This is a genomic window from Streptococcus sp. DD04 (assembly GCF_001578725.1).
Lineage (GTDB): Bacteria > Bacillota > Bacilli > Lactobacillales > Streptococcaceae > Streptococcus > Streptococcus sinensis.
This window is the reverse complement of sequence record NZ_KQ968977.1, coordinates 132,449-150,423: the sequence shown is the minus strand read 5'-3', so window position 1 is coordinate 150,423 and position 17,975 is coordinate 132,449. Positions and strand designations below refer to the sequence as shown.

Below are 17,975 nucleotides of genomic sequence, written 5' to 3'. Positions count from 1 at the left end.
ATGCGGGAAAAACCTGTATGAAAGCCTTTTTTATGCTATAATGATGAAAAAGTATGAGGAGAAAATGATGAATCAAACTGTTCAATATTTACAAGAATTAACGGCTATCCCTTCCCCAACAGGCTTTACGGCTGAGGTGGCGGACTATCTGGTGAAAACGCTGGAAGAAATGGGCTATGAGCCTGTCCGAACCAATAAAGGCGGAGTTCATGTCGTGGTGAAGGGGGAAAATGATGCCCAGCACCGAGTGGTGACAGCCCATGTGGATACTCTGGGAGCCATTGTCCGTTCGGTCAAGTCTGACGGTCGGCTCAAACTGGATCGAATTGGCGGTTTCCCTTGGAATATGATTGAGGGAGAAAACTGTCTGATTCATGTGGCCAGCAGTGGCAAGACTATCAGCGGTACAATCTTAGTTCACCAAACTTCCTGCCATGTCTATAAGGATGCTGGGACAGTTGAACGTACACAGGATAATATGGAAGTCCGTTTGGATGAAAAGGTGACGAGTGAGAAAGAAACGCGGGATTTAGGAATCGAAGTCGGTGATTTTATTTCCTTTGATCCGCGTACCACAGTTACTGAGTCAGGCTTTATCAAGTCCCGCTTTCTGGATGACAAGGTCAGCGCAGCTATTTTGCTCAATCTCTTGCACATCTATAAAGAGGAAAATATTCAGCTGCCAGTGACGACGCATTTTGCCTTCAGTGTCTTTGAAGAGGTTGGTCATGGGGCTAATTCTAGCCTGCCGGCCCAAGCGGTAGAGTATTTGGCGGTTGATATGGGGGCTATGGGTGACGATCAGCAGACAGATGAGTATACGGTTTCTATCTGTGTCAAGGATGCATCAGGACCTTATCACTATGGCTTCCGGCAGCATTTGGTAAATTTAGCCAAGGAGCAAGACATTCCTTACAAACTAGACATCTATCCGTTCTACGGGTCGGATGCCTCTGCAGCCATGAGTGCAGGAGCAGAAGTCAAGCATGCTCTGCTAGGTGCAGGTATCGAATCCAGCCACTCTTATGAGCGTACCCATATCGATTCAGTTGTCGCGACAGAGCGTATGGTCGATGCTTATCTAAGAAGTGGATTGGTGGAGTTTTAATAAAGGAGATTTAATGATGAATATTACTCGAATGATTTTACCAGTTGGACAAGGCGGTTTTTGTGTAGAAACTTTTAGATTAGAGAGAGACTATCATGTAATTTATGATTGCGGTTCACTGACAGATGTTAATCTTGTTAAGAACCACATTAGAAATTATTTTGATCCGAGAGAAAAAATTGATGCAGTTTTTATTTCTCATTTAGATAATGACCATATAAATGGATTACCGTATCTTCTTAAATATTGTGACGTGAAAAGAATATATTTTCCTATTATTACTAGTGGGGTTAAAACATTTTTAAAAATAAAGACTCTGTTAAATCCAAAATTTTCAACTAGTTTTGCTGGGCAATTTATTTCTAATCCAAGGCAAGCTATTAGGGATATTAATGATGGTGAGGTTCAACTATTTCAGATTCAAGAGATTGGAAATGAATCGTATACACCAGACGAAAGTCGGCTTGAAACTATATTGTCTGGTCAGAATTTGATGGGACAAATTTTGGGTGATAGTCAACTAGACTGGGAGTTTGTCCCTTTCAATTTTAGACAAGTTTCTAGAATTGAAAAATTCCAAAAAAATTTAGAAACCATGTTTCCAAGTTATATTTTTTCAGGTAGATTAACCGAATATGATGTTGAAAAGTTATATAAGCAAGATTCCCAAAAGGTAAAAGAGGCATATAAAAAGGTTCCTGGAAAACTAAATGTTAACTCTATGACTCTTTTTTCTGGCTCAAAAGATTATCGAGTAGCTGATATATCAAACGCGTCGAACGCTTGGTTTAAATCGCATTGTCGTTGCTATTATTATAGATTTAGGAATCAGTCAGGATGTTTATATACAGGTGATTATGATGCTAGAGGTAAACGAAAATGGGAAGACTTAAAAACAGCATATAATAAATACTGGGATTATGTCGGTTGCATACAAATACCTCACCATGGTTCAAAACATAATTATAATACAAAATTAACAGATTGGGATGCTTTTTATTTCATATGTGCTGGTTCTAAGAACACCTATCAACATCCACATAGTAGTGTGATTAGGGACATTATGCTAAAAAATAAGATATATGCTAATGTCAATGAGCATATCGGTAGTATATTAATTTTTAGAATTTATTAAATTAAAGAAGAATAAAAATGAAGCAGAATAAAAGTTTCTGCTTCATTTTTACTCTTTAGAAGTGCTTACTTAACACTCCAGACACTGACTGACTTTTCCTCCACTGGAAATTCTCCCCAGCCTTCTTCGTCAATCGTCACGATTTGAGAGCTCTTGTCCAGAGAATCGCTGAATTCTTTACCAGCCCATTCTGAACCGACCAGCATACGTTTGCTGCTGGCTTGGTCATTGCTGATAACAACAGCGATTGGCTGACTCCCGTCCTTTCCTTGGCGAGTCCAGCCAATACAGTTGGCATCGTCAAAGTAGTCAGTCTGCTCGCCGTAAGCTAGATTGAGACGGACATCCAAGAGCTTGTCCAACACATCCTGAAAACTCTCCTGAGCAAACTGGCCCTCAATGCCATAGTAGTCTCCGTAAAAGACACAAGGAAGTCCAGCTTCTCGTAGAAGGATGAGAGCATAGGCTGCTGGCTTGAACCATTCTTCGACAGTGGACTCCAAAGCCTGTCCCCGCTGAGTATCGTGATTGTCCACGAAGGTCACGGCTGACCCAGGATGATTTTTTGCCAGAGTATGGTCAAAAATGGTCCGTAAGTCATAGTCTGCTCCAGCTCTGCTGGCATCAAAGAAATTATGGTGGAGCTTGACATCGACAAGGTCAAAGCGATAGTCAATACTTTCTAGATAGTCGTTATTGGCTGTCTCATCGCCATTCCAAAATTCTCCAAAGACATAGAAATCATCACCATATTTTTCAGTAATATCACGGATGAAATTCCTCATAAAGAAGGAGTCAATGTGCTTGACAGCATCCAAACGAAAACCTTGGACTCCAGTTGTTTCGATAAACCAGTGAGCCCAGTCATAGAGATTTTGAATGACCTCTGGATGTTTGAAGTCAATATCGGCGTACATGAGATAGTCATAGTTTCCGTTTTCATTGTCCACCAGCTCATCATCCGCCCAGCCTTTATTGTCTCCTTGGATGAGGTAAATGCCAGACTTATTGTTTTTGGCATCGTAGTCCGTACCGGTGAAGTGATACCAATGCCATTTAAAATCATTGTAGGCTTTATTGCGACCTGGGAAGGTGAATTTAGTCCAGCCTTTGATTTCGAAAGGTTCTGACAAGACCTTTGTTCGGTCGTTAGGATCCACTTCAACGACGGTAAATCGCTCTTTGCAGTCTGCTGCTGCCTTGTGATTAAGTACCACATCGGCCATTGGCTCAATGCCGTTGGCTTTCAAAGTCTGGATAGCTTTTAGGTAGTCTTCCTTAAAACCATATTTTGTTCGGATGGTTCCTTTTTGGTCAAACTCACCCAAGTCGAAGAGGTCATAAACTCCATAGCCAACATCATTTGAACTCGTTGCCTTAAAAGCTGGCGGCATCCAAATTTTGCGAATGCCTTTTGATGCTAGGTTCGGAGCATCCTCCGCCAAGCGATTCCAATGCTGTCCATCATTTGGTAAGTACCATTCAAAATATTGCATTAATGTTTGATTTTCCATACTAGATACCTCACATTCTTAGTGATGGGTCTATTTTACCAAAAGAAGAATGATTACGCAAACGTTTGCGTAAATAATTTTTTACTTTTCTTACTTTTTCCGTAGATAAAAGGAATGTTATATTGAATTTAAAGCGCTTACAGAGTATAATGGACTTATATAAATAAATTTTATATATAAGGAAAGGGAGTCTTTATGAAAAAGAGAAGACTAGTCACATTGCTCCTGCCAAGCTTGCTGTTTGCACCTTTGGTATTGTCACAGGCTGTTCAGGCGGATGAGGTGGCTCAGGCGACCAGTGAGCGTACGGAAAATATTAGTACAGAGGTAGCTACACCTGTCGCTTCTGAGCCTACTTCCTCAGTTCAGCAGCCGGCGATTGTAGAGGTTCAAAGTCAGGCTTCGTCTGAGAGTTCAGCGCCAGAAAAGCAAGAAGAAGCAGTTATTTCAAGTGAAAAACTAGTTGCAAGTCCTGTAACAGCGAGTTCGTCACAGGCTCAGGCACCTTTGGCTTTGGCTCAAGAAGTCAGCTTAGCACCTTCCGCTGTATCAACCGTTGCAAAAGGGCAAGATTTGTCCGCTTATACCGGTAGCCTTTCAAATCCCGCTTTAGCTGATAAGGAACTGTCCTTGCAAGACGCGGTAGACGAGTTGTTAAACTGGGCAGCCGTCAACAATTCTCAACTGGGTAGCAGTGCTCAGGATAGAGTGAATCTGGCCAAGAGTCTGGGAATGATTGAAAAAGAAGCAGACCTGACAGCCAGCGTGCAGGGAGCTAATCTGCAATCTATGTATGCAGTTGCTAAGCGCTTACATGATGCTTATCGTGCCGAAAAGAAAGCACCGCTCTTTTTGAACGGTCGGGCACAGCCGATTTTCCCATATAGCAGCGGGGAAAAGGAAGACCATGACTATTCTTATGAGAAAAGCGATATCGTCCGTTTTCCTGTCTATGTCGAGACGGATCATGATACGGATGGAGATGGCAAGCGGGATTTAGTCAAGGCAATTGTGCAGCTTCCCAAGGCAGCAGCTAAAGGTGATTTTAAAGCTTCAACGATTTTGGAAGCTCGGCCTTATGTTGCAGGAACTTTGGATGAAAATTATGTGACCTTGGAAAGTCTCAATTTGCCGACTAATGGTTCTTATGACATGAAGAGCTTGCGTAATCGTCCTGCCAAGCGCCAGCCTATTTCCAGTATGAGCAGTGTTGATGCGGCTAAAAAAGCCAAGGCATCAGATTGGTATTACTATAGTCCTTATGAAGGGATTTATGACTACGAAGATTTGAACTGGTATGACTATTTCCTAGTGCGGGGCTATGCCTTTATTTCCAGTGCTGGTCTGGGAACCAAAGGTTCAGAAGGCTTTAATACAACTGGCTCTGATTTGGAAATCGAAGCATTTAAGAATATTATCGAATGGGTCAATGGCAAACGCAAGGCCTATACAGACAGAACCAGCAATATTGAAATCAAAGCTGACTGGGCAAATGGCAAGGTCGGCATGACTGGTCTATCTTGGGCCGGTACGACAACTTTCGGTGTAGCAACGACTGGGGTGGAAGGCTTGAAAACGATTGTTCCAGCCGCAGGAATTGCCAGCTGGTATGATTATTTCAATAGTCAGGGGACAGCTTATACTAATCCGCCTTACAGTGACCTATCTTGGCTCTCACTTTATGTCTCCACACGGATTTTAGATCAGGATGATTGGGCCACTATCTGGAACAAGTACGCCGACTATATCAATCAGCTAAATAAGGACCAAAAAGCCCACGGCCGCAATTATAGTCAGGTTTGGCGGGAACGGGATTATACCCTGCATCCAGAAAAGATAAAGACCAGTGCCCTGCTAGTGCATGGTTTAAATGATGACAATGTTAAAACCAAACAGTTTGAGCTTATGTATGATGCCTTGAAGAAAGCCGGCCAGAATGTGAAACTCTATCTCCACCAAGGAGACCACGTCAATCCAGCAGCTATTTCTAGAGGCTATGGTATCACAGCTAATAAGCAAGATTTCTATGACTTGCTCAATACTTGGTTTTCACATTACCTCTATGATGTCGAAAACGATGTCAGCAAACTCCCTCCTGTTTTGGCACAAAACAACTATGATCCAAATAAATGGACCAGTTACGATAACTGGAAAAGTAGCAATCGTATGATTCTGACAGCCCAGTCCAAACGCTTGGAAGAAACGATTTCTAGTGACTATGCGGGGGCAGGGATTGACACTAGCAAGCGAGATGAAACGGTCAGTCAAGCTTCTTCCAAAGCGAATCTGACCTTTGTAACAGATGTCAAAGAGGATCTGACCATCAAAGGCCATATTCCTGTCCATTTCAAGGCAGCTCTGGCCAAGGGCAGCGGCAGAAATCTGCAGGTTAATGCGCTCTTGGTAGACGTATCAGACCAAGAATTTGATGTGGTCGGAAATGGTGCTGCTAGCGATGACAGTCAGACAGGTGGCTTCTGGATGGGCAGCAATCTCAGCAATCTGGATATTAAAAACTTTGCAACTGTCAAAACCAAATACAAGGTGATTGCTAAAGGCTGGCTAAACTTAGCCAATCCAGAATCAGGCTATACACCATCCAGCTCGGAAAAGAGCATTAAGCCAAAAGTTGGCCAATTCCACGATTATACGATGTATTTGCAGCCGAATCTTTATACTGTGAAAAAAGGTCATAAGCTGGCTCTGGTCTTCAATACTTATGATCCTAGCGACCTTACGATTAAGCGTCAGTATGCAGTGACTTTCAAGACGGATTCCATCAGTGCGCTGTTGCCAACTGTGGAAGCGACTCGTTCGCAGAAGGCTACCTATGTACCAAATGCTCTTGATACCGAATATGCGAAATTGCCTGAGATTATTGGGGAAAAATTAGTTGCACCAGAAATCATAGAAGTTCCAGAATATATCTTTGACAGGAAAGAGCAGAAGGAAAGCCCGTCAGTTGACTTGAAGGTCCGCTATGCAGGACACTATAATCGGGGGACAGCCCAAGTGCAGCAATTAGCAAGTCATCAAGCTCAGCAAGCACCAGCTACCTTACCTAAAACAGGTAGCAATCCAGCAAAAGGAATGCTCCATCTTGGCTTGGCTCTGCTTTTCAGCACACTAGGTATGTCTAGCCTTGCTAAGAAATATTCTCATCGTTAACAGTCACTATTTAAAAGCAGCCAGAAATTCATAATTAGGTGAAGTTTGGCTGCTTTTGCCTTATCGTCTTTTAGCTGGACTCGACTTTCACTTAGATTTGATGTAAGGAGTGCCGGCAATATAGGGGTAGAAAGAATGAAAAATCATATTCAAGATATTTTTGACCAAAGTATGGCGATTGAAAGTTTTACCCATACTGGTTCTGAGCGGGAGATTGAGGCCTTTCTTCAGGAGCGGATTGGAAAGATTCCCTATTTTCAGAAGCATCCAGAGCTGTTTGGCTGCTATCAGATTCCAAATGATTTTTATAACCGCAGTGTCAATTGGGCTTTGGTCAAGCAGGACACGGCTGACACCGTAATTCTTTTTCATCATCATGATACAGTGGATATTGAGGATTTTGGCAGTCTCAAAGACTGGGCTTTTGATAATCAGGCCCTGAAAGAGAAATTGCCTTCTATATCTTCAGACCCAGCTGTTTTAGCAGATATTGCTTCGGATAAATGGCAATTCGGTCGGGGCTCCTGTGACATGAAGGCTGCTCTGGCCTTGCAGTTAGGTGTGGTGGAAGAATACAGCCAAAGACAGTCTGGTCAGGTTAATTTGCTCTATTTGTCTGTCGGAGATGAGGAATCCTATTCTCAAGGCATGCGGGCAGCAACAGCTTTGCTGGCTGATTTGAAGGAGAGATTTCAGCTTCATTACCTTCTGGCTGTGGATTCTGAGCCTTTTGAAAGCCAGTCAGCGGAGGAAAAGGTGCTTCATATAGGAACAGTCGGCAAGTTAATGCCAGTTGTCGTGACTCAGGGTATCCTTTCTCACATGAAAGAGCCGCTCAAGGGGATCAATGCCCTGTCCTTGCTGGCCAAAGTTGCTGAAAAAATTGATCTCAATCCGGCTCTATCTGACATGGCCTATGGCGAACGTTCGCCCCTACCATCTTGGTCCTATCTGCGCGATTTGAAGGAAAATTACGATGTGTCAACCGTGTTGCGTGCAGCCGGCTATTTCAGCGTCCTTTATCTAGAAAAGAGTCCAAGTGAGCTGCTGGCGACCATTAAGAGTCTCAGTCAAGAAGCAGTGGATGGATTTTATCAAAACTACTGTCAGCTTCAGAAAGTCTATCAAGAAAATAAGGTTGTCTCAAAACCGCGCGTGCTGACCTATCAGGAATTACTGCAAGAATGCCAAGAAAAAATCGGTTTTGAAGAAACTTTGCAGCAGATTTATGAGGAAGCACAGCAAGACTTGCAAGACGGTGCATCCTATCAGGAAATCAGCATTCAAAATATCCAGAAAGTTTTAGATTTCTACGACCGTAAGGAAGCTTTGGTGATCCTAGCGATTGCGCCACCTTACTATCCATCCATGAATTGTCGGCGTCTGTCAGACAGTCCGATTGTGATTGATAAGGTTGTCCAACTTTATCGGGATTATCTGGAGAAGGAAGCTGGCTGTCAACTACAAGTAGACGAATTCTTCATGGGAATCTGTGACCTTAGTTACTGTGCCTTGGAGAAGCCTGCCGCTGAATACCAAGACCTGATTGCCAGTATGCCTGTACAGGAGAATCTTTACCAACTTGATTTTTCAGAAATTGCTTCCAATCATATCCCCGGCATCAATCTAGGCCCATGGGGCAAGGACCTGCATCAGCTAACTGAGCGTGTCTATGAGCAGGATATGCTGGAAACCATTCCTAATTTCCTGCTCTATCTGCTGGAAAATACTCAATCTTTCAAGGTTTAAAGGATGGTTCTGGCTTGTTTTAAAGCAAAATCCGAACTTTTTCGCTCATTTTAAGACAAATAAGTTTTAAGATAGTATAATAAGCTCAAAACATAGTAAAGGAGTTTCTCATGATTGAATTTAGAGATGTTACAAAAGACTATGATGGCAAGCTAGCGCTCAACCACCTGAATCTGACCCTGGAAAGCGGTGAGATTGTCGGTCTGATCGGTCACAATGGAGCGGGTAAGTCAACGACCATTAAATCCTTGGTCAGTGTCATCAATCCGACACAAGGACAAATTTTTGTGGACGGCAAGGAGCTATCCAGTAATCGTCTAGAAATCAAGAAAAAAATCGGTTATGTAGCCGATTCTCCTGATCTTTTCTTACGTCTGACAGCCAATGAATTTTGGGAGCTAGTGGCGACTTCCTACGATATGACCACGGCAGAAGTAGAAGCTCGTTTGGGTGAGTTGCTGGCTATTTTTGATTTTGCCGGCCATCGTTATGAAGTGATTGAGTCATTTTCACACGGTATGCGGCAGAAGGTTTTTGTCATTGGTGCCCTTTTGTCTGATCCAGATATCTGGGTTTTAGATGAGCCTTTGACGGGACTGGATCCTCAGGCAGCTTTTGATCTTAAGCAGATGATGCGTGAGCATGCCAATAAAGGGAATACTGTTCTTTTTTCAACCCACGTTTTAGAAGTGGCTGAGCAACTATGCGATAAGATTGCCATTCTCAAAAAAGGAGAGCTAATATTCTATGGCACGATTGAAGAATTGAAAGGTCAACATCCCGAACAGTCCCTCGAAGCTATCTATCTAGGTTTGGCAGGCCGCAGAGAAGAGGTGAGTCCAGATGCGCCTTAAAGCGATTAAAAAATTAGTTGATATCAATATTCTCTATGCTATCCAAGCTTCGCAGTTGCAGCAATACCGCAAGAAGCAGGCAAAGAATCCAGAGGTCAAGGTCAATGTCTCCCTGCAGGCTATTCGAATGTACTTGATTTTGGGGTTGGTCTACCTATTCATCTTTGGTATCATGAGTGCTTTCAATCGCATGGTAGGAAATCCGGGCCTTTTTGCCAATATGGTCTCCATATTTGCCATGTTTTCCATGTCGCAGGGATTCCTCGTTTTCTATAATGTCTTTTATGAAAGCAAGGATTTGCAGTCCTATAGGCCCTATGCCTTTAGTGAATCAGAAATCATTATCGGAAAGAGCATCTCTGTTGTCCTGACACTCTTGATTGCAATTCTGCCGATGTATAGCTATTTCATTGTGTTAGGCCTTCAAGGTGGAAATCCTTTAGTCGGTCTTCCTATGGCCTTGATTTCGATTGTGATTTTAAGTTCGGTTTTGACCTTTGTCATTTTGATTTTGGTGCATTTTATCACCAAGACAGCCTTCTTTAGAAAGTATAAGACCATCCTATCCAATGTGATTCTAGGGCTTGTTTCCCTAGGTTCGGTAGGACTCTATATCTTTATCAATCAGATGAATAGCCGTAGTATCGCAAGTAACACAATGGCCACGCCATATTTCCCGCCAGTTGTGGCCTTTTACGACTTTATTATCAATCCTTTCAGCTTGACTGCGGTTTTAGGAATTTTAGCTTGGCTCGCCGTAGCAGCCTTTCTCTTTTTACTGGTCAAGTTCAAGGTGATACCAGAATTTTATGAGGCAGCCTTGATGACGGGTGCAGCAGGAGGAAAACGTGAGCGCGTGCATGATATCAATATGGATGAGGCTAAAAATTTCAAGAAATTTGTGTGGCGCTATCATCTTCGGCTGCTGAGTGAAGGTTCAGTCGTTTTACAGGCCCTCTTTATGTCGGCACTGATTCCCTATATCATTATTTTTAGTATGGTCATGGGGACAATCAATGCAGGCTTGGATATTAGTCCCTTTCTGATTCCACGGTATTTGCTCCCGCTTATCTTTCTATCTATGTTTATCGCCACGCTCAATTCAGGGGGTAATAATCTGACCTCTATCGGTTTATCTTTAGAGAGGGAAAATTTTGATTATCTGAAAGTTTTGCCTTTTGATTTGAGAAAATATATTCGTCTCAAATTCTGGTATCTTTTTGCTATTCAATCCATTTTGCCAGTGATTCTCCTTTTTGTGACCAGTCTTCTATTTCATATCCATCTGGTGACTCTTCTCGCTATGCTACTGACTTGGTTTATGGCTAGTCTAGCATGGAGTGCTTGGGGCTATCATAGAGACTACAAACACTTGGTGACCAACTGGTCCAATGTCAACGAGTTGATGAATCGGGATAACAGTATGGGGAAAACGCTGTTGGCTCTCTTATTTACTTTTGGAATTATCATTGTGATAGGGCTTTTCTATATGATTTCCTACTTCCTACCTCTCACCGTCCTTTATTTCCTTTCGGCGGTATTGATTCTTGTTTCCGGCCTCATATCTTATCTGACCTATCGAGACTACATGAGGCGACTCGATAAGGAAATCGCCAGTTTTTATTAAAAAGTACTGAGATGCTTAGAAAATATCAGAAATATGAGGTCTGGCAAAACACATTCTGAGTAGAGTCATATTCCAAATAACTATTTCAAAAAGGCTTAGAAGAACGTTTCTAAAAAATGTGTTTCTAGGCCTTTTATGATGATACAAAGATTAGCGTCTTTACCAGAAAAATGTTTCACCTCTCCGCTATTATTGAAGATTTAAACAATCATGATATTCGCCTTCAATCTCTTCATGAAAATATTGAGACAGATTCTTTAACTGGTAAATTCTTTTGCTTAATGCTGGGATATGTGGCGGAATGGGAACTTCAGGCTATTTCAGACCGCACAAAAGACGGACTTCGTAAAGCTAAAGAAAAAGGTGTGAGACTCGGCAACAAAGGTCTATCTCGAACTAAAGAAAAACAAATAATCAAGGAATACCTACAAAGAGAATTATCTGTGCGAAAGATTGCCAGTCGCCTCAATATTTCTACCGCCACTATTTACAGCGTTCCCAAGAGAAATAATATCCAAATCAACCGAAAAAACATCCTATAAATTATTTACAAATTTCTAAAAAAATAGCCAATCAAACTCTTATTTGTACTTTTTCTTTCCCCTAAATTCTTGTTAAACTGAACCTACCTCTGCTACAATGGCAAGGCTAGGTTAAACAAGGAGATAATCGTGACCAAATACTATATCAATAAATTCAAGGATCTACGGGAAATCAAAATCGGTTATGCTCGTGTCAGCTCCACGGATAACCGCCAAGAGTTAGGTCTAGAGGTTCAGAAAGAAGCTCTGAAGTCTTGTGATATACTTTTTATCGAAAAAGATTCAGGATCTCAAGATAACCGAGTTCAGCTACTTAAGGCTTTAAAACTAGCTAAAGAACTTAAGCGACTCAACAAACAGGTCTCGCTAGTCGTTTACAAGTTAGATAGACTAACTAGGAAAATGTTTACTCTAGTAAATATTTTGGACGACCTAACTATTCATGATATTCAATTAATCAGCCTAAAAGAAAATATTGCGACAGACTCGCTAACTGGCAAATTACTGGTTGTTATTCTAGGATATGTTGCAGAGATGGAACTAGAAGCTATACGCTCCAGAACCAAAGACGGTTTACGTAAAGCCAAGGAACGAGGTGTTAAATTAGGCAATAAAGGAATTTCTAAAACTAAGGAAAAAGAAGTTATTCAGCTATATCAACAGTCAAATCTAACGATTAAAGAGATTTCTCAAACTTCCAACATATCCACGGCCACCCTTTATAATATCTTAAAGCGCAATAACATAAAAACAAAATCAAAAAATACCCTCTAAGTGCTTGCATTTATGAGATAAAATGGTAGAATAAGACTGTCAAAACATTCTAGCAGACGAACGTTTGTTAGAATTCTCAAAGATTGAAAAATTCATTTTCTAAATGCTGGTTTCATCAGGTTTTGCGCCTTTTTGAAGCTAGCATTTTTGTTTTTTAAGCGTTCTATTTGACGTTCGTCCATTAGAATCCACCAAACGCCTTGTAGCAGAGGTTATTTGGGGAGAAAAAGTTTAGACTTTCAAAAACAAAAAACGGAGGAAAAACAAATGAAAAATATTGCTAAATACGGAATTGTATTGCTTTCAGTAGCTGTTTTAGCGGCTACTACTTCAGCAGCTACTGTTACTGCTGATGATGTTGCTGGTGATAACGCCCCAGCGGTTGAAACGGTTGCTCCGGCAGCGGAAAAACAGCCGCTGCCGTTCACTATCGGATATCTAGACATTGAAACTGTCACAGAGATATCACCGAGGGATACGATATTGATTAACCCGGGAGAGCAAAGAGATTTGATCCCCAAGCAAATCGAGGGTTGGAAAGCATTTGACGACACTAGATCCATCAGTTATAATGAAGTTGAAAAGGGGCTGAGTGGAACTAGTTTTCTTTATGAAAAGGTGGATCAGCCGGATCCAGTGCCAACGCCTGACCCTAAACCAGCGCCGACTCCAACTCCCGTTCCACCAGTGACGGAAGAGAATGTTGTTCCGGCTAATATTTCCAAATTGCACTTGTATTTTCGGGAAGAGGGGACTTTCAAATCTCTTCTTCCTGAAAATACGGTTTCAATTGAACAGGGAGGCACGTATATTGCAACTGCTCCAGAGATTGAAGGATATCATGCTACTAATAAAGCACGATATCACTCTTCCTCTGATGACATTCAGGGGAGAGATGTTAGCCTTCCGTATAAAGTAAGCTACCAGAAGGGGCTACCTGAATATGGGGTCACGGGTGATCAATATTTATATTATTATTACACAGCTATTGCTCAGCCCCAACCTGATCCAAAACCAACTCCACAGCCTAGCCCTAATCCTACGCCAGACCCAACTCCGCAACCTGATCCAACCCCAACTCCGCAACCAAAGCCAGAGCCAGAACCACAGCCTGACCCTAAACCAGCGCCACAACCTGGCAACGATAATAAGGGTGGACAAGCTAAACCTAGCGACAACGGCAAAGGTGACGGCAAGGCCGAAAATCCAGCAGATAACCAAAAGCCTGCGGATAAAGGTGCCGCAAAACAGCCAGAAGGTGAAAAACCTGCTGACAACAGCAAAGCTTCAGATCAAAGCCAGAAGCCTGAAACTGTGAAGCCTAAAGCGACCGAAGATAAAAAAGAAGAGACTAAAAACAAACTCCCCAATACTGGTGAAGCCGTTTCTAGCCTAGGATTCCTAGGTGTAGGACTCCTTTCTAGTTTAGGTTTGACTAAGAAACGCTATAAAGGGAGACACGAACGTCACTAATATCTAAAGTTTTGAAATGGTTATTATAGATAAAACCTAATTGTTGCTTTGTAAAGATTCACTTGGTGAATAATATATTGAAAAGACGGTTCAAATATGACCGTCTTTTTATTTAGTTTACCTATAAGATGTGTGAACTCAGATTACTTTTAGACTGCTGAGTGTCAGACTATCTAGTTGGTAGCTTTCTACATGAAATAAACAATAGCCAAGTACTGGAGAGCAGAAGCAGCTAGGATGAAGAGATGCCAAATCATGTGGAAGTAGGGCTTCTTTTTAGCATAAAAACCAGCGCCGACTGTGTAACAAAGACCGCCTGCTAGCATAAGTCCCCAAAACACTGGTCCAGTCTGTCCGATAATCTGTGGGATGATAAAGATCACCAGCCAGCCCATAATCAGATAAAGGGCCAGGCTGAATTTCTCATTGACCTTCTTGGCAAAGATTTTGTAGAGAATGCCGAAGATAGTCGTGCCCCACTGAATTGCGATAATCAGATAGCCCCGCCAGTCATTCATGAGCGAAAGGACGACGGGAGTATAGCTGCCAGCGATGGCAATGTAGATCATGGAGTGGTCGATAATCCGCAGAATATATTTGTGGGTCGAGCCATAGGACATGGAGTGGTAAATGGTGGAGGAGAGAAACATGAGGAAAAGGCTGATGACAAAGATAGAAGTACCGATAGCAGAGACTAGGCCATGCCTTTCATAGCTGTAAACAGCAGAAATCGGAAGGAGAATCAGCATCAAAACAGCTCCGACGGCATGGGTAACAGCATTGGCAATTTCCTCTCCAAAAGAGAGTTTTTTACTGAGTTTAAGCGCGTAGTTCATCGTTATTTTCCTCCTTTTTGGGTACTTGGATAAAGGCTAGGGTTTGCTGGTAGAGCTTGACGGTCTGACAGGCACTGGCAATGATTGGAGTCACTTCAAGTTTCTGTCCATTCATGTAATCTACAAAGTCATTGTAAAGCTTTTCAGACTGGGTTTGGGCATTCAGCATATCCAAAGTAGCTGCAATATCCTGAATAGAAAAAACAGTTTTTAAGCTTGTAATGGCAATCAAACGGGCAACTTGCTGGCGATTGTATTTTTTCTTTAAGGGTTTATCAAGATAGGCATGTTTAACATAGTTATTGATCATTGATGCGGTCAGTCCCTTGTCCGAAGCGGTGAAAGCAGGCTTGCAGACGTTATTGACATAGAGCAGGACTTGGTCCAAATATAGTTCAAGATCAGGTAATTCATCCCATCTTGGAAAAAGAATTGTTGTTTCCAAATTTCAATCTCTCTTATATCTAGTCTTGATAACTAGATAATATCATTTTTAAAAAACAAAGTCAAGAATAAATCCATGTTTGATAAAATCTGCTATAATCATTAATAAAGTAAAGTAGGAATGCAGACTCGCAGTCCAACGTTAGAAAGAGTAAGTATGAAGATTTTAATCCCAACTGCTAAAGAAATGAATGAAAAGCAGAGCTCGCTGGGTCACTCCCAGTTAACGCCTAAAAGCAAAATTATAATAGAAGAGTTGTTGAAATTCTCAGCCAAGGATCTGGAAAAATTATACAAAATCAGTCCGCAAATGGCTGAAATAGAATACCAGCGGATTCAAAATCTGAGCAAAAATGAAGCGGAGACTTACCCAGCTTTGCTCTTATTTGACGGGCTCATGTATCGCAATATCAAGCGAAAAGATTGGACACAAGAGGAAAAATCCTACATTCAAGAGCATTTGCTTTTAACTTCTAGTCTATATGGGGTCATTCCTGCCCTTAGTCCGATTGCTCCTCATCGGCTGGACTTTTTGGTGGGGCTAAAGCCCAATGGTCAAACGCTGAAAAAATTTTGGCGGGACGATTATACAAAAGCAGTAGCGGATGAAGATATGCTGCTTTCTCTATTGTCTAGTGAATTTGAGGATGTTTTTGAAAAATCGGTCAGAGAGAAGATGCTTCGTTTTAAATTCTTAGAGGAAAAGGCTGGCAAACTCAAAAGTCATTCTACCATTTCCAAAAAGGCGCGTGGGCAGTTTTTGACTGATTTGATGGAAGCGCAGGTCGATAAACTTGAGCAAATCAAACAGCTCTCTTTTGCAGGTTTTGCCTTTCGAGCTGACCTATCGGACGACAAAGAATTCGTCTTTGTAAAGGAAGAATAAGAAATAGCTTCACTTGGTTTTCAGCTAAGTGAAGCTTTTACATAGTCTGATAATTGCACTTGATTCTGCAATTCGATAAATTTCTCAGGATAGGTCTGACGAACTTTTTGATAGTGACTTTTGGTCGTTTTTGTTCGGCCATCCCAGAGGATCCAGCGGATAAATTCCCAATCCAGTCTTTCGGTACAGCCAGGAGCCATACTCTCTCGTACCTGATTTCGGTATTTTAGGTAGCGTTTGAAAGCGCGATAGAGGCAGCTCCAGCGAGAAAAGTTCAGAAAGATGATTTGGTCAGCCTCTTTCATCCGCCTTTCATAAAAACACCAAGAGTAGTTGCCATCAATGACCCAGGATTGATTTTGCTGGAGGAAATCTGCTAAATCAGCCTTGACTTGGTCTTGACTACGAGTCTGCCAGTCTTCTTCAAACTGAATCGTGTCCAGATGAAGGACGGGAAGTTGGTAGTATGATCCTAAATGCTGGTCCAAGGTTGATTTTCCTGAACCCGAGTAGCCAATGATAGCAATTTTCATTAGAAGTCTCCTTTGTTTAATGTGCAACAAAAAAAGCTCCTCAGAGCTCCCTTTGCATGCGTGGCGCATTATTTAGCAAGTTTAGCTGAAAGACGTGCTTTGTCGCGGCTTGCTTTGTTTTTGTGGATCAAACCTTTAGTTTCTGCTTTATCGATAGCTGAGCTAGCAGCACGGAAAAGTTCTTCAGACGGGTTTGCTTCAAATGCTTTAATTGCAGTACGCATAGCTGATTTTTGAGCTGAGTTTTTTTCGTTTTGTTTCACGTTCAATTCAGCGCGTTTGATAGCTGACTTAATGTTTGCCAAGTTATTCACCTCCATTGAAAATACTAACTATCTAATTATATATGAAAAGTTTTGATTTGACAAGCCTAAATTATTTTTTTAGATAGATTTCATCAATTTCATGGTTTTCTGCTTTGTGTAAAATAATCTCAGCTCGGTTACGAGTGGGCTCGATGTAGTCCAGCAGATTGACGAGATTAATTGTTTTCCATATATTTTGCGCGAAAGCCATAACTTCTTCATCGGACTGGGTTGTGAAGCGATAATAGTAGTTGGTTTGGTCGTTTTCAGCTAGAGACAGCATTTTTTTAAAGCGATCCAAATACCAAGATTCGATATTGTCAACTTCGGCATCTACATAGATAGAAAAGTCAAAAAAGTCGGACATATACAGGCGTTCGTTCTGTGGATTTTGGAAAACATTGATTCCCTCCACAATGACAAAGTCAGCAGCCTTGATTTCTTGCTTTTCATTTGGGACAATATCATAAATTTCATGCGAATAAACAGGGATTTGATAATCCTGACCATTTTTGATGGTGTCTAGGAAGTCAAGGAGCAGCTCCATATTGTAACTTTCTGGAAAGCCCTTGCGATTTAAAATTCCTGCTTCAATCAGGGTTTGATTGGGGTAGAGAAATCCATCTGTTGTAACCAGTTCGACCGATGCATTTGAAAATGTCCGCGATAGGAGGATTTGTAGCAGCCGGCTGGTGGTTGACTTTCCAACGGCAACGCTGCCAGATACTCCGATGATAAAGGGCTGTTTTTTGCTTTCTTTTTGCAGAAAAATTCCTTTTGAAAAGGCAAGGTCTTCCTTGGCACGCTTGTAAATCTGAATTAAATTTGTCAGTGGCAGATAAATATCAGTCACGTCCTGAAGGCTGATTTTATCATTGAAACTTTTAATAGAGTCGAGCTCTGCTTCAGTGAGCGGTGGATTTGTTTTGCGATGCAGATTCTGCCATGTGTGGCGGCTGATTTTTTCAAAATGAAGAAATTCGTTTGTCATAAGTTACTCCTATATGATGGATTTTAGTATAACATA

The 17,975-nt window shown here is 41.7% G+C and carries 15 protein-coding genes and 1 pseudogene; 10 read left to right on the top strand and 6 right to left on the bottom strand.

Annotation, left to right across the window (positions count from 1 at the left end; translation table 11 throughout):
- Positions 1-67 precede the first annotated feature (67 nt).
- Both STRDD04_RS03465 and STRDD04_RS03460 read left to right on the top strand, forming a co-directional pair.
- Positions 68-1,108: a M42 family metallopeptidase gene (locus STRDD04_RS03465; protein WP_062199373.1), complete on the top strand. Its 1,041-nt coding sequence runs from the start codon at positions 68-70 to the stop codon at positions 1,106-1,108.
- A 13-nt stretch (positions 1,109-1,121) separates the two neighbouring features.
- Positions 1,122-2,243, top strand: a complete 1,122-nt coding sequence (locus STRDD04_RS03460; protein WP_062199372.1) for an MBL fold metallo-hydrolase — start codon at positions 1,122-1,124, stop codon at positions 2,241-2,243.
- Between the two features lie 65 nt (positions 2,244-2,308).
- Here STRDD04_RS03460 and STRDD04_RS03455 read toward each other — a convergent pair whose 3' ends face one another.
- Positions 2,309-3,757, bottom strand: a complete 1,449-nt coding sequence (locus STRDD04_RS03455; RefSeq protein ID WP_062199370.1) for an alpha-amylase — start codon at positions 3,755-3,757, stop codon at positions 2,309-2,311.
- Between the two features lie 195 nt (positions 3,758-3,952).
- Between STRDD04_RS03455 and STRDD04_RS03450 the strand changes: the two genes are divergently transcribed.
- From STRDD04_RS03450 to STRDD04_RS03420, 7 genes and pseudogenes are all read left to right on the top strand, one after another.
- Positions 3,953-6,925 carry a CocE/NonD family hydrolase gene (locus STRDD04_RS03450; RefSeq protein ID WP_062199368.1) on the top strand — a complete coding sequence of 991 codons (2,973 nt, stop codon included), beginning with the start codon at positions 3,953-3,955 and terminating at the stop codon, positions 6,923-6,925.
- A gap of 135 nt (positions 6,926-7,060) precedes the next feature.
- The gene (locus tag STRDD04_RS03445; RefSeq protein ID WP_062199366.1) at positions 7,061-8,674 is read left to right on the top strand and encodes a M20/M25/M40 family metallo-hydrolase; all 1,614 of its coding nucleotides are present in this window, start codon (positions 7,061-7,063) and stop codon (positions 8,672-8,674) included.
- A 110-nt stretch (positions 8,675-8,784) separates the two neighbouring features.
- Positions 8,785-9,528, top strand: coding sequence for an ABC transporter ATP-binding protein (locus STRDD04_RS03440; RefSeq protein ID WP_062199365.1), 744 nt, complete (start codon positions 8,785-8,787; stop codon positions 9,526-9,528).
- Positions 9,518-11,155: an ABC transporter permease family protein gene (locus STRDD04_RS03435; protein WP_062199363.1), complete on the top strand. Its 1,638-nt coding sequence runs from the start codon at positions 9,518-9,520 to the stop codon at positions 11,153-11,155. The genes STRDD04_RS03440 and STRDD04_RS03435 overlap by 11 nt, the downstream gene beginning before the upstream one ends.
- Positions 11,156-11,301: 146 nt before the next feature.
- Positions 11,302-11,697, top strand: a pseudogene (locus tag STRDD04_RS03430) (recombinase family protein); the annotation flags it as partial.
- A 129-nt stretch (positions 11,698-11,826) separates the two neighbouring features.
- Positions 11,827-12,471: a recombinase family protein gene (locus STRDD04_RS03425; protein WP_062199361.1), complete on the top strand. Its 645-nt coding sequence runs from the start codon at positions 11,827-11,829 to the stop codon at positions 12,469-12,471.
- Between the two features lie 267 nt (positions 12,472-12,738).
- Entirely contained in the window at positions 12,739-13,944 is a 1,206-nt protein-coding gene (locus STRDD04_RS03420; protein WP_062199359.1) for an LPXTG cell wall anchor domain-containing protein, read from the top strand.
- 188 nt (positions 13,945-14,132) lie between these two features.
- Here STRDD04_RS03420 and trhA read toward each other — a convergent pair whose 3' ends face one another.
- Both trhA and STRDD04_RS03410 read right to left on the bottom strand, forming a co-directional pair.
- Positions 14,133-14,780 carry a PAQR family membrane homeostasis protein TrhA gene (gene trhA, locus STRDD04_RS03415; protein ID WP_062199357.1) on the bottom strand — a complete coding sequence of 216 codons (648 nt, stop codon included), beginning with the start codon at positions 14,778-14,780 and terminating at the stop codon, positions 14,133-14,135.
- Positions 14,764-15,225: a DUF1836 domain-containing protein gene (locus STRDD04_RS03410; protein WP_062199354.1), complete on the bottom strand. Its 462-nt coding sequence runs from the start codon at positions 15,223-15,225 to the stop codon at positions 14,764-14,766. The genes trhA and STRDD04_RS03410 overlap by 17 nt, the downstream gene beginning before the upstream one ends.
- Positions 15,226-15,381: 156 nt before the next feature.
- Between STRDD04_RS03410 and yaaA the strand changes: the two genes are divergently transcribed.
- Positions 15,382-16,110 carry a peroxide stress protein YaaA gene (yaaA, locus tag STRDD04_RS03405; RefSeq protein WP_062199352.1) on the top strand — a complete coding sequence of 243 codons (729 nt, stop codon included), beginning with the start codon at positions 15,382-15,384 and terminating at the stop codon, positions 16,108-16,110.
- Positions 16,111-16,130: 20 nt separating this feature from the next.
- On the opposite strand, the gene STRDD04_RS03400 is transcribed toward yaaA, so the two are convergent.
- From STRDD04_RS03400 to coaA, 3 genes are all read right to left on the bottom strand, one after another.
- Entirely contained in the window at positions 16,131-16,643 is a 513-nt protein-coding gene (locus STRDD04_RS03400) for a DNA topology modulation protein (protein WP_062199350.1), read from the bottom strand.
- A 68-nt stretch (positions 16,644-16,711) separates the two neighbouring features.
- Positions 16,712-16,948 (bottom strand): 30S ribosomal protein S20, encoded by a 237-nt coding sequence (rpsT, locus tag STRDD04_RS03395; RefSeq protein ID WP_001274000.1) that lies wholly within the window; start codon positions 16,946-16,948, stop codon positions 16,712-16,714.
- Positions 16,949-17,018: 70 nt separating this feature from the next.
- Positions 17,019-17,939, bottom strand: a complete 921-nt coding sequence (coaA, locus tag STRDD04_RS03390) for a type I pantothenate kinase (RefSeq protein WP_062199348.1) — start codon at positions 17,937-17,939, stop codon at positions 17,019-17,021.
- Positions 17,940-17,975 lie beyond the last annotated feature (36 nt).

Bases quoted from the DNA above. Each gene is read 5' to 3' on its own strand.
- STRDD04_RS03450 (WP_062199368.1), top strand. From the start codon at position 3,953: ATGAAAAAGAGAAGACTAGTCACATTGCTCCTGCCAAGCTTGCTGTTT.
- STRDD04_RS03400 (WP_062199350.1), bottom strand. From the start codon at position 16,643: ATGAAAATTGCTATCATTGGCTACTCGGGTTCAGGAAAATCAACCTTG.
- STRDD04_RS03455 (WP_062199370.1), bottom strand. From the start codon at position 3,757: ATGGAAAATCAAACATTAATGCAATATTTTGAATGGTACTTACCAAAT.
- STRDD04_RS03465 (WP_062199373.1), top strand. From the start codon at position 68: ATGAATCAAACTGTTCAATATTTACAAGAATTAACGGCTATCCCTTCC.
- STRDD04_RS03460 (WP_062199372.1), top strand. From the start codon at position 1,122: ATGATGAATATTACTCGAATGATTTTACCAGTTGGACAAGGCGGTTTT.
- STRDD04_RS03435 (WP_062199363.1), top strand. From the start codon at position 9,518: ATGCGCCTTAAAGCGATTAAAAAATTAGTTGATATCAATATTCTCTAT.
- trhA (WP_062199357.1), bottom strand. From the start codon at position 14,780: ATGAACTACGCGCTTAAACTCAGTAAAAAACTCTCTTTTGGAGAGGAA.
- STRDD04_RS03440 (WP_062199365.1), top strand. From the start codon at position 8,785: ATGATTGAATTTAGAGATGTTACAAAAGACTATGATGGCAAGCTAGCG.
- yaaA (WP_062199352.1), top strand. From the start codon at position 15,382: ATGAAGATTTTAATCCCAACTGCTAAAGAAATGAATGAAAAGCAGAGC.
- coaA (WP_062199348.1), bottom strand. From the start codon at position 17,939: ATGACAAACGAATTTCTTCATTTTGAAAAAATCAGCCGCCACACATGG.
- STRDD04_RS03445 (WP_062199366.1), top strand. From the start codon at position 7,061: ATGAAAAATCATATTCAAGATATTTTTGACCAAAGTATGGCGATTGAA.
- STRDD04_RS03420 (WP_062199359.1), top strand. From the start codon at position 12,739: ATGAAAAATATTGCTAAATACGGAATTGTATTGCTTTCAGTAGCTGTT.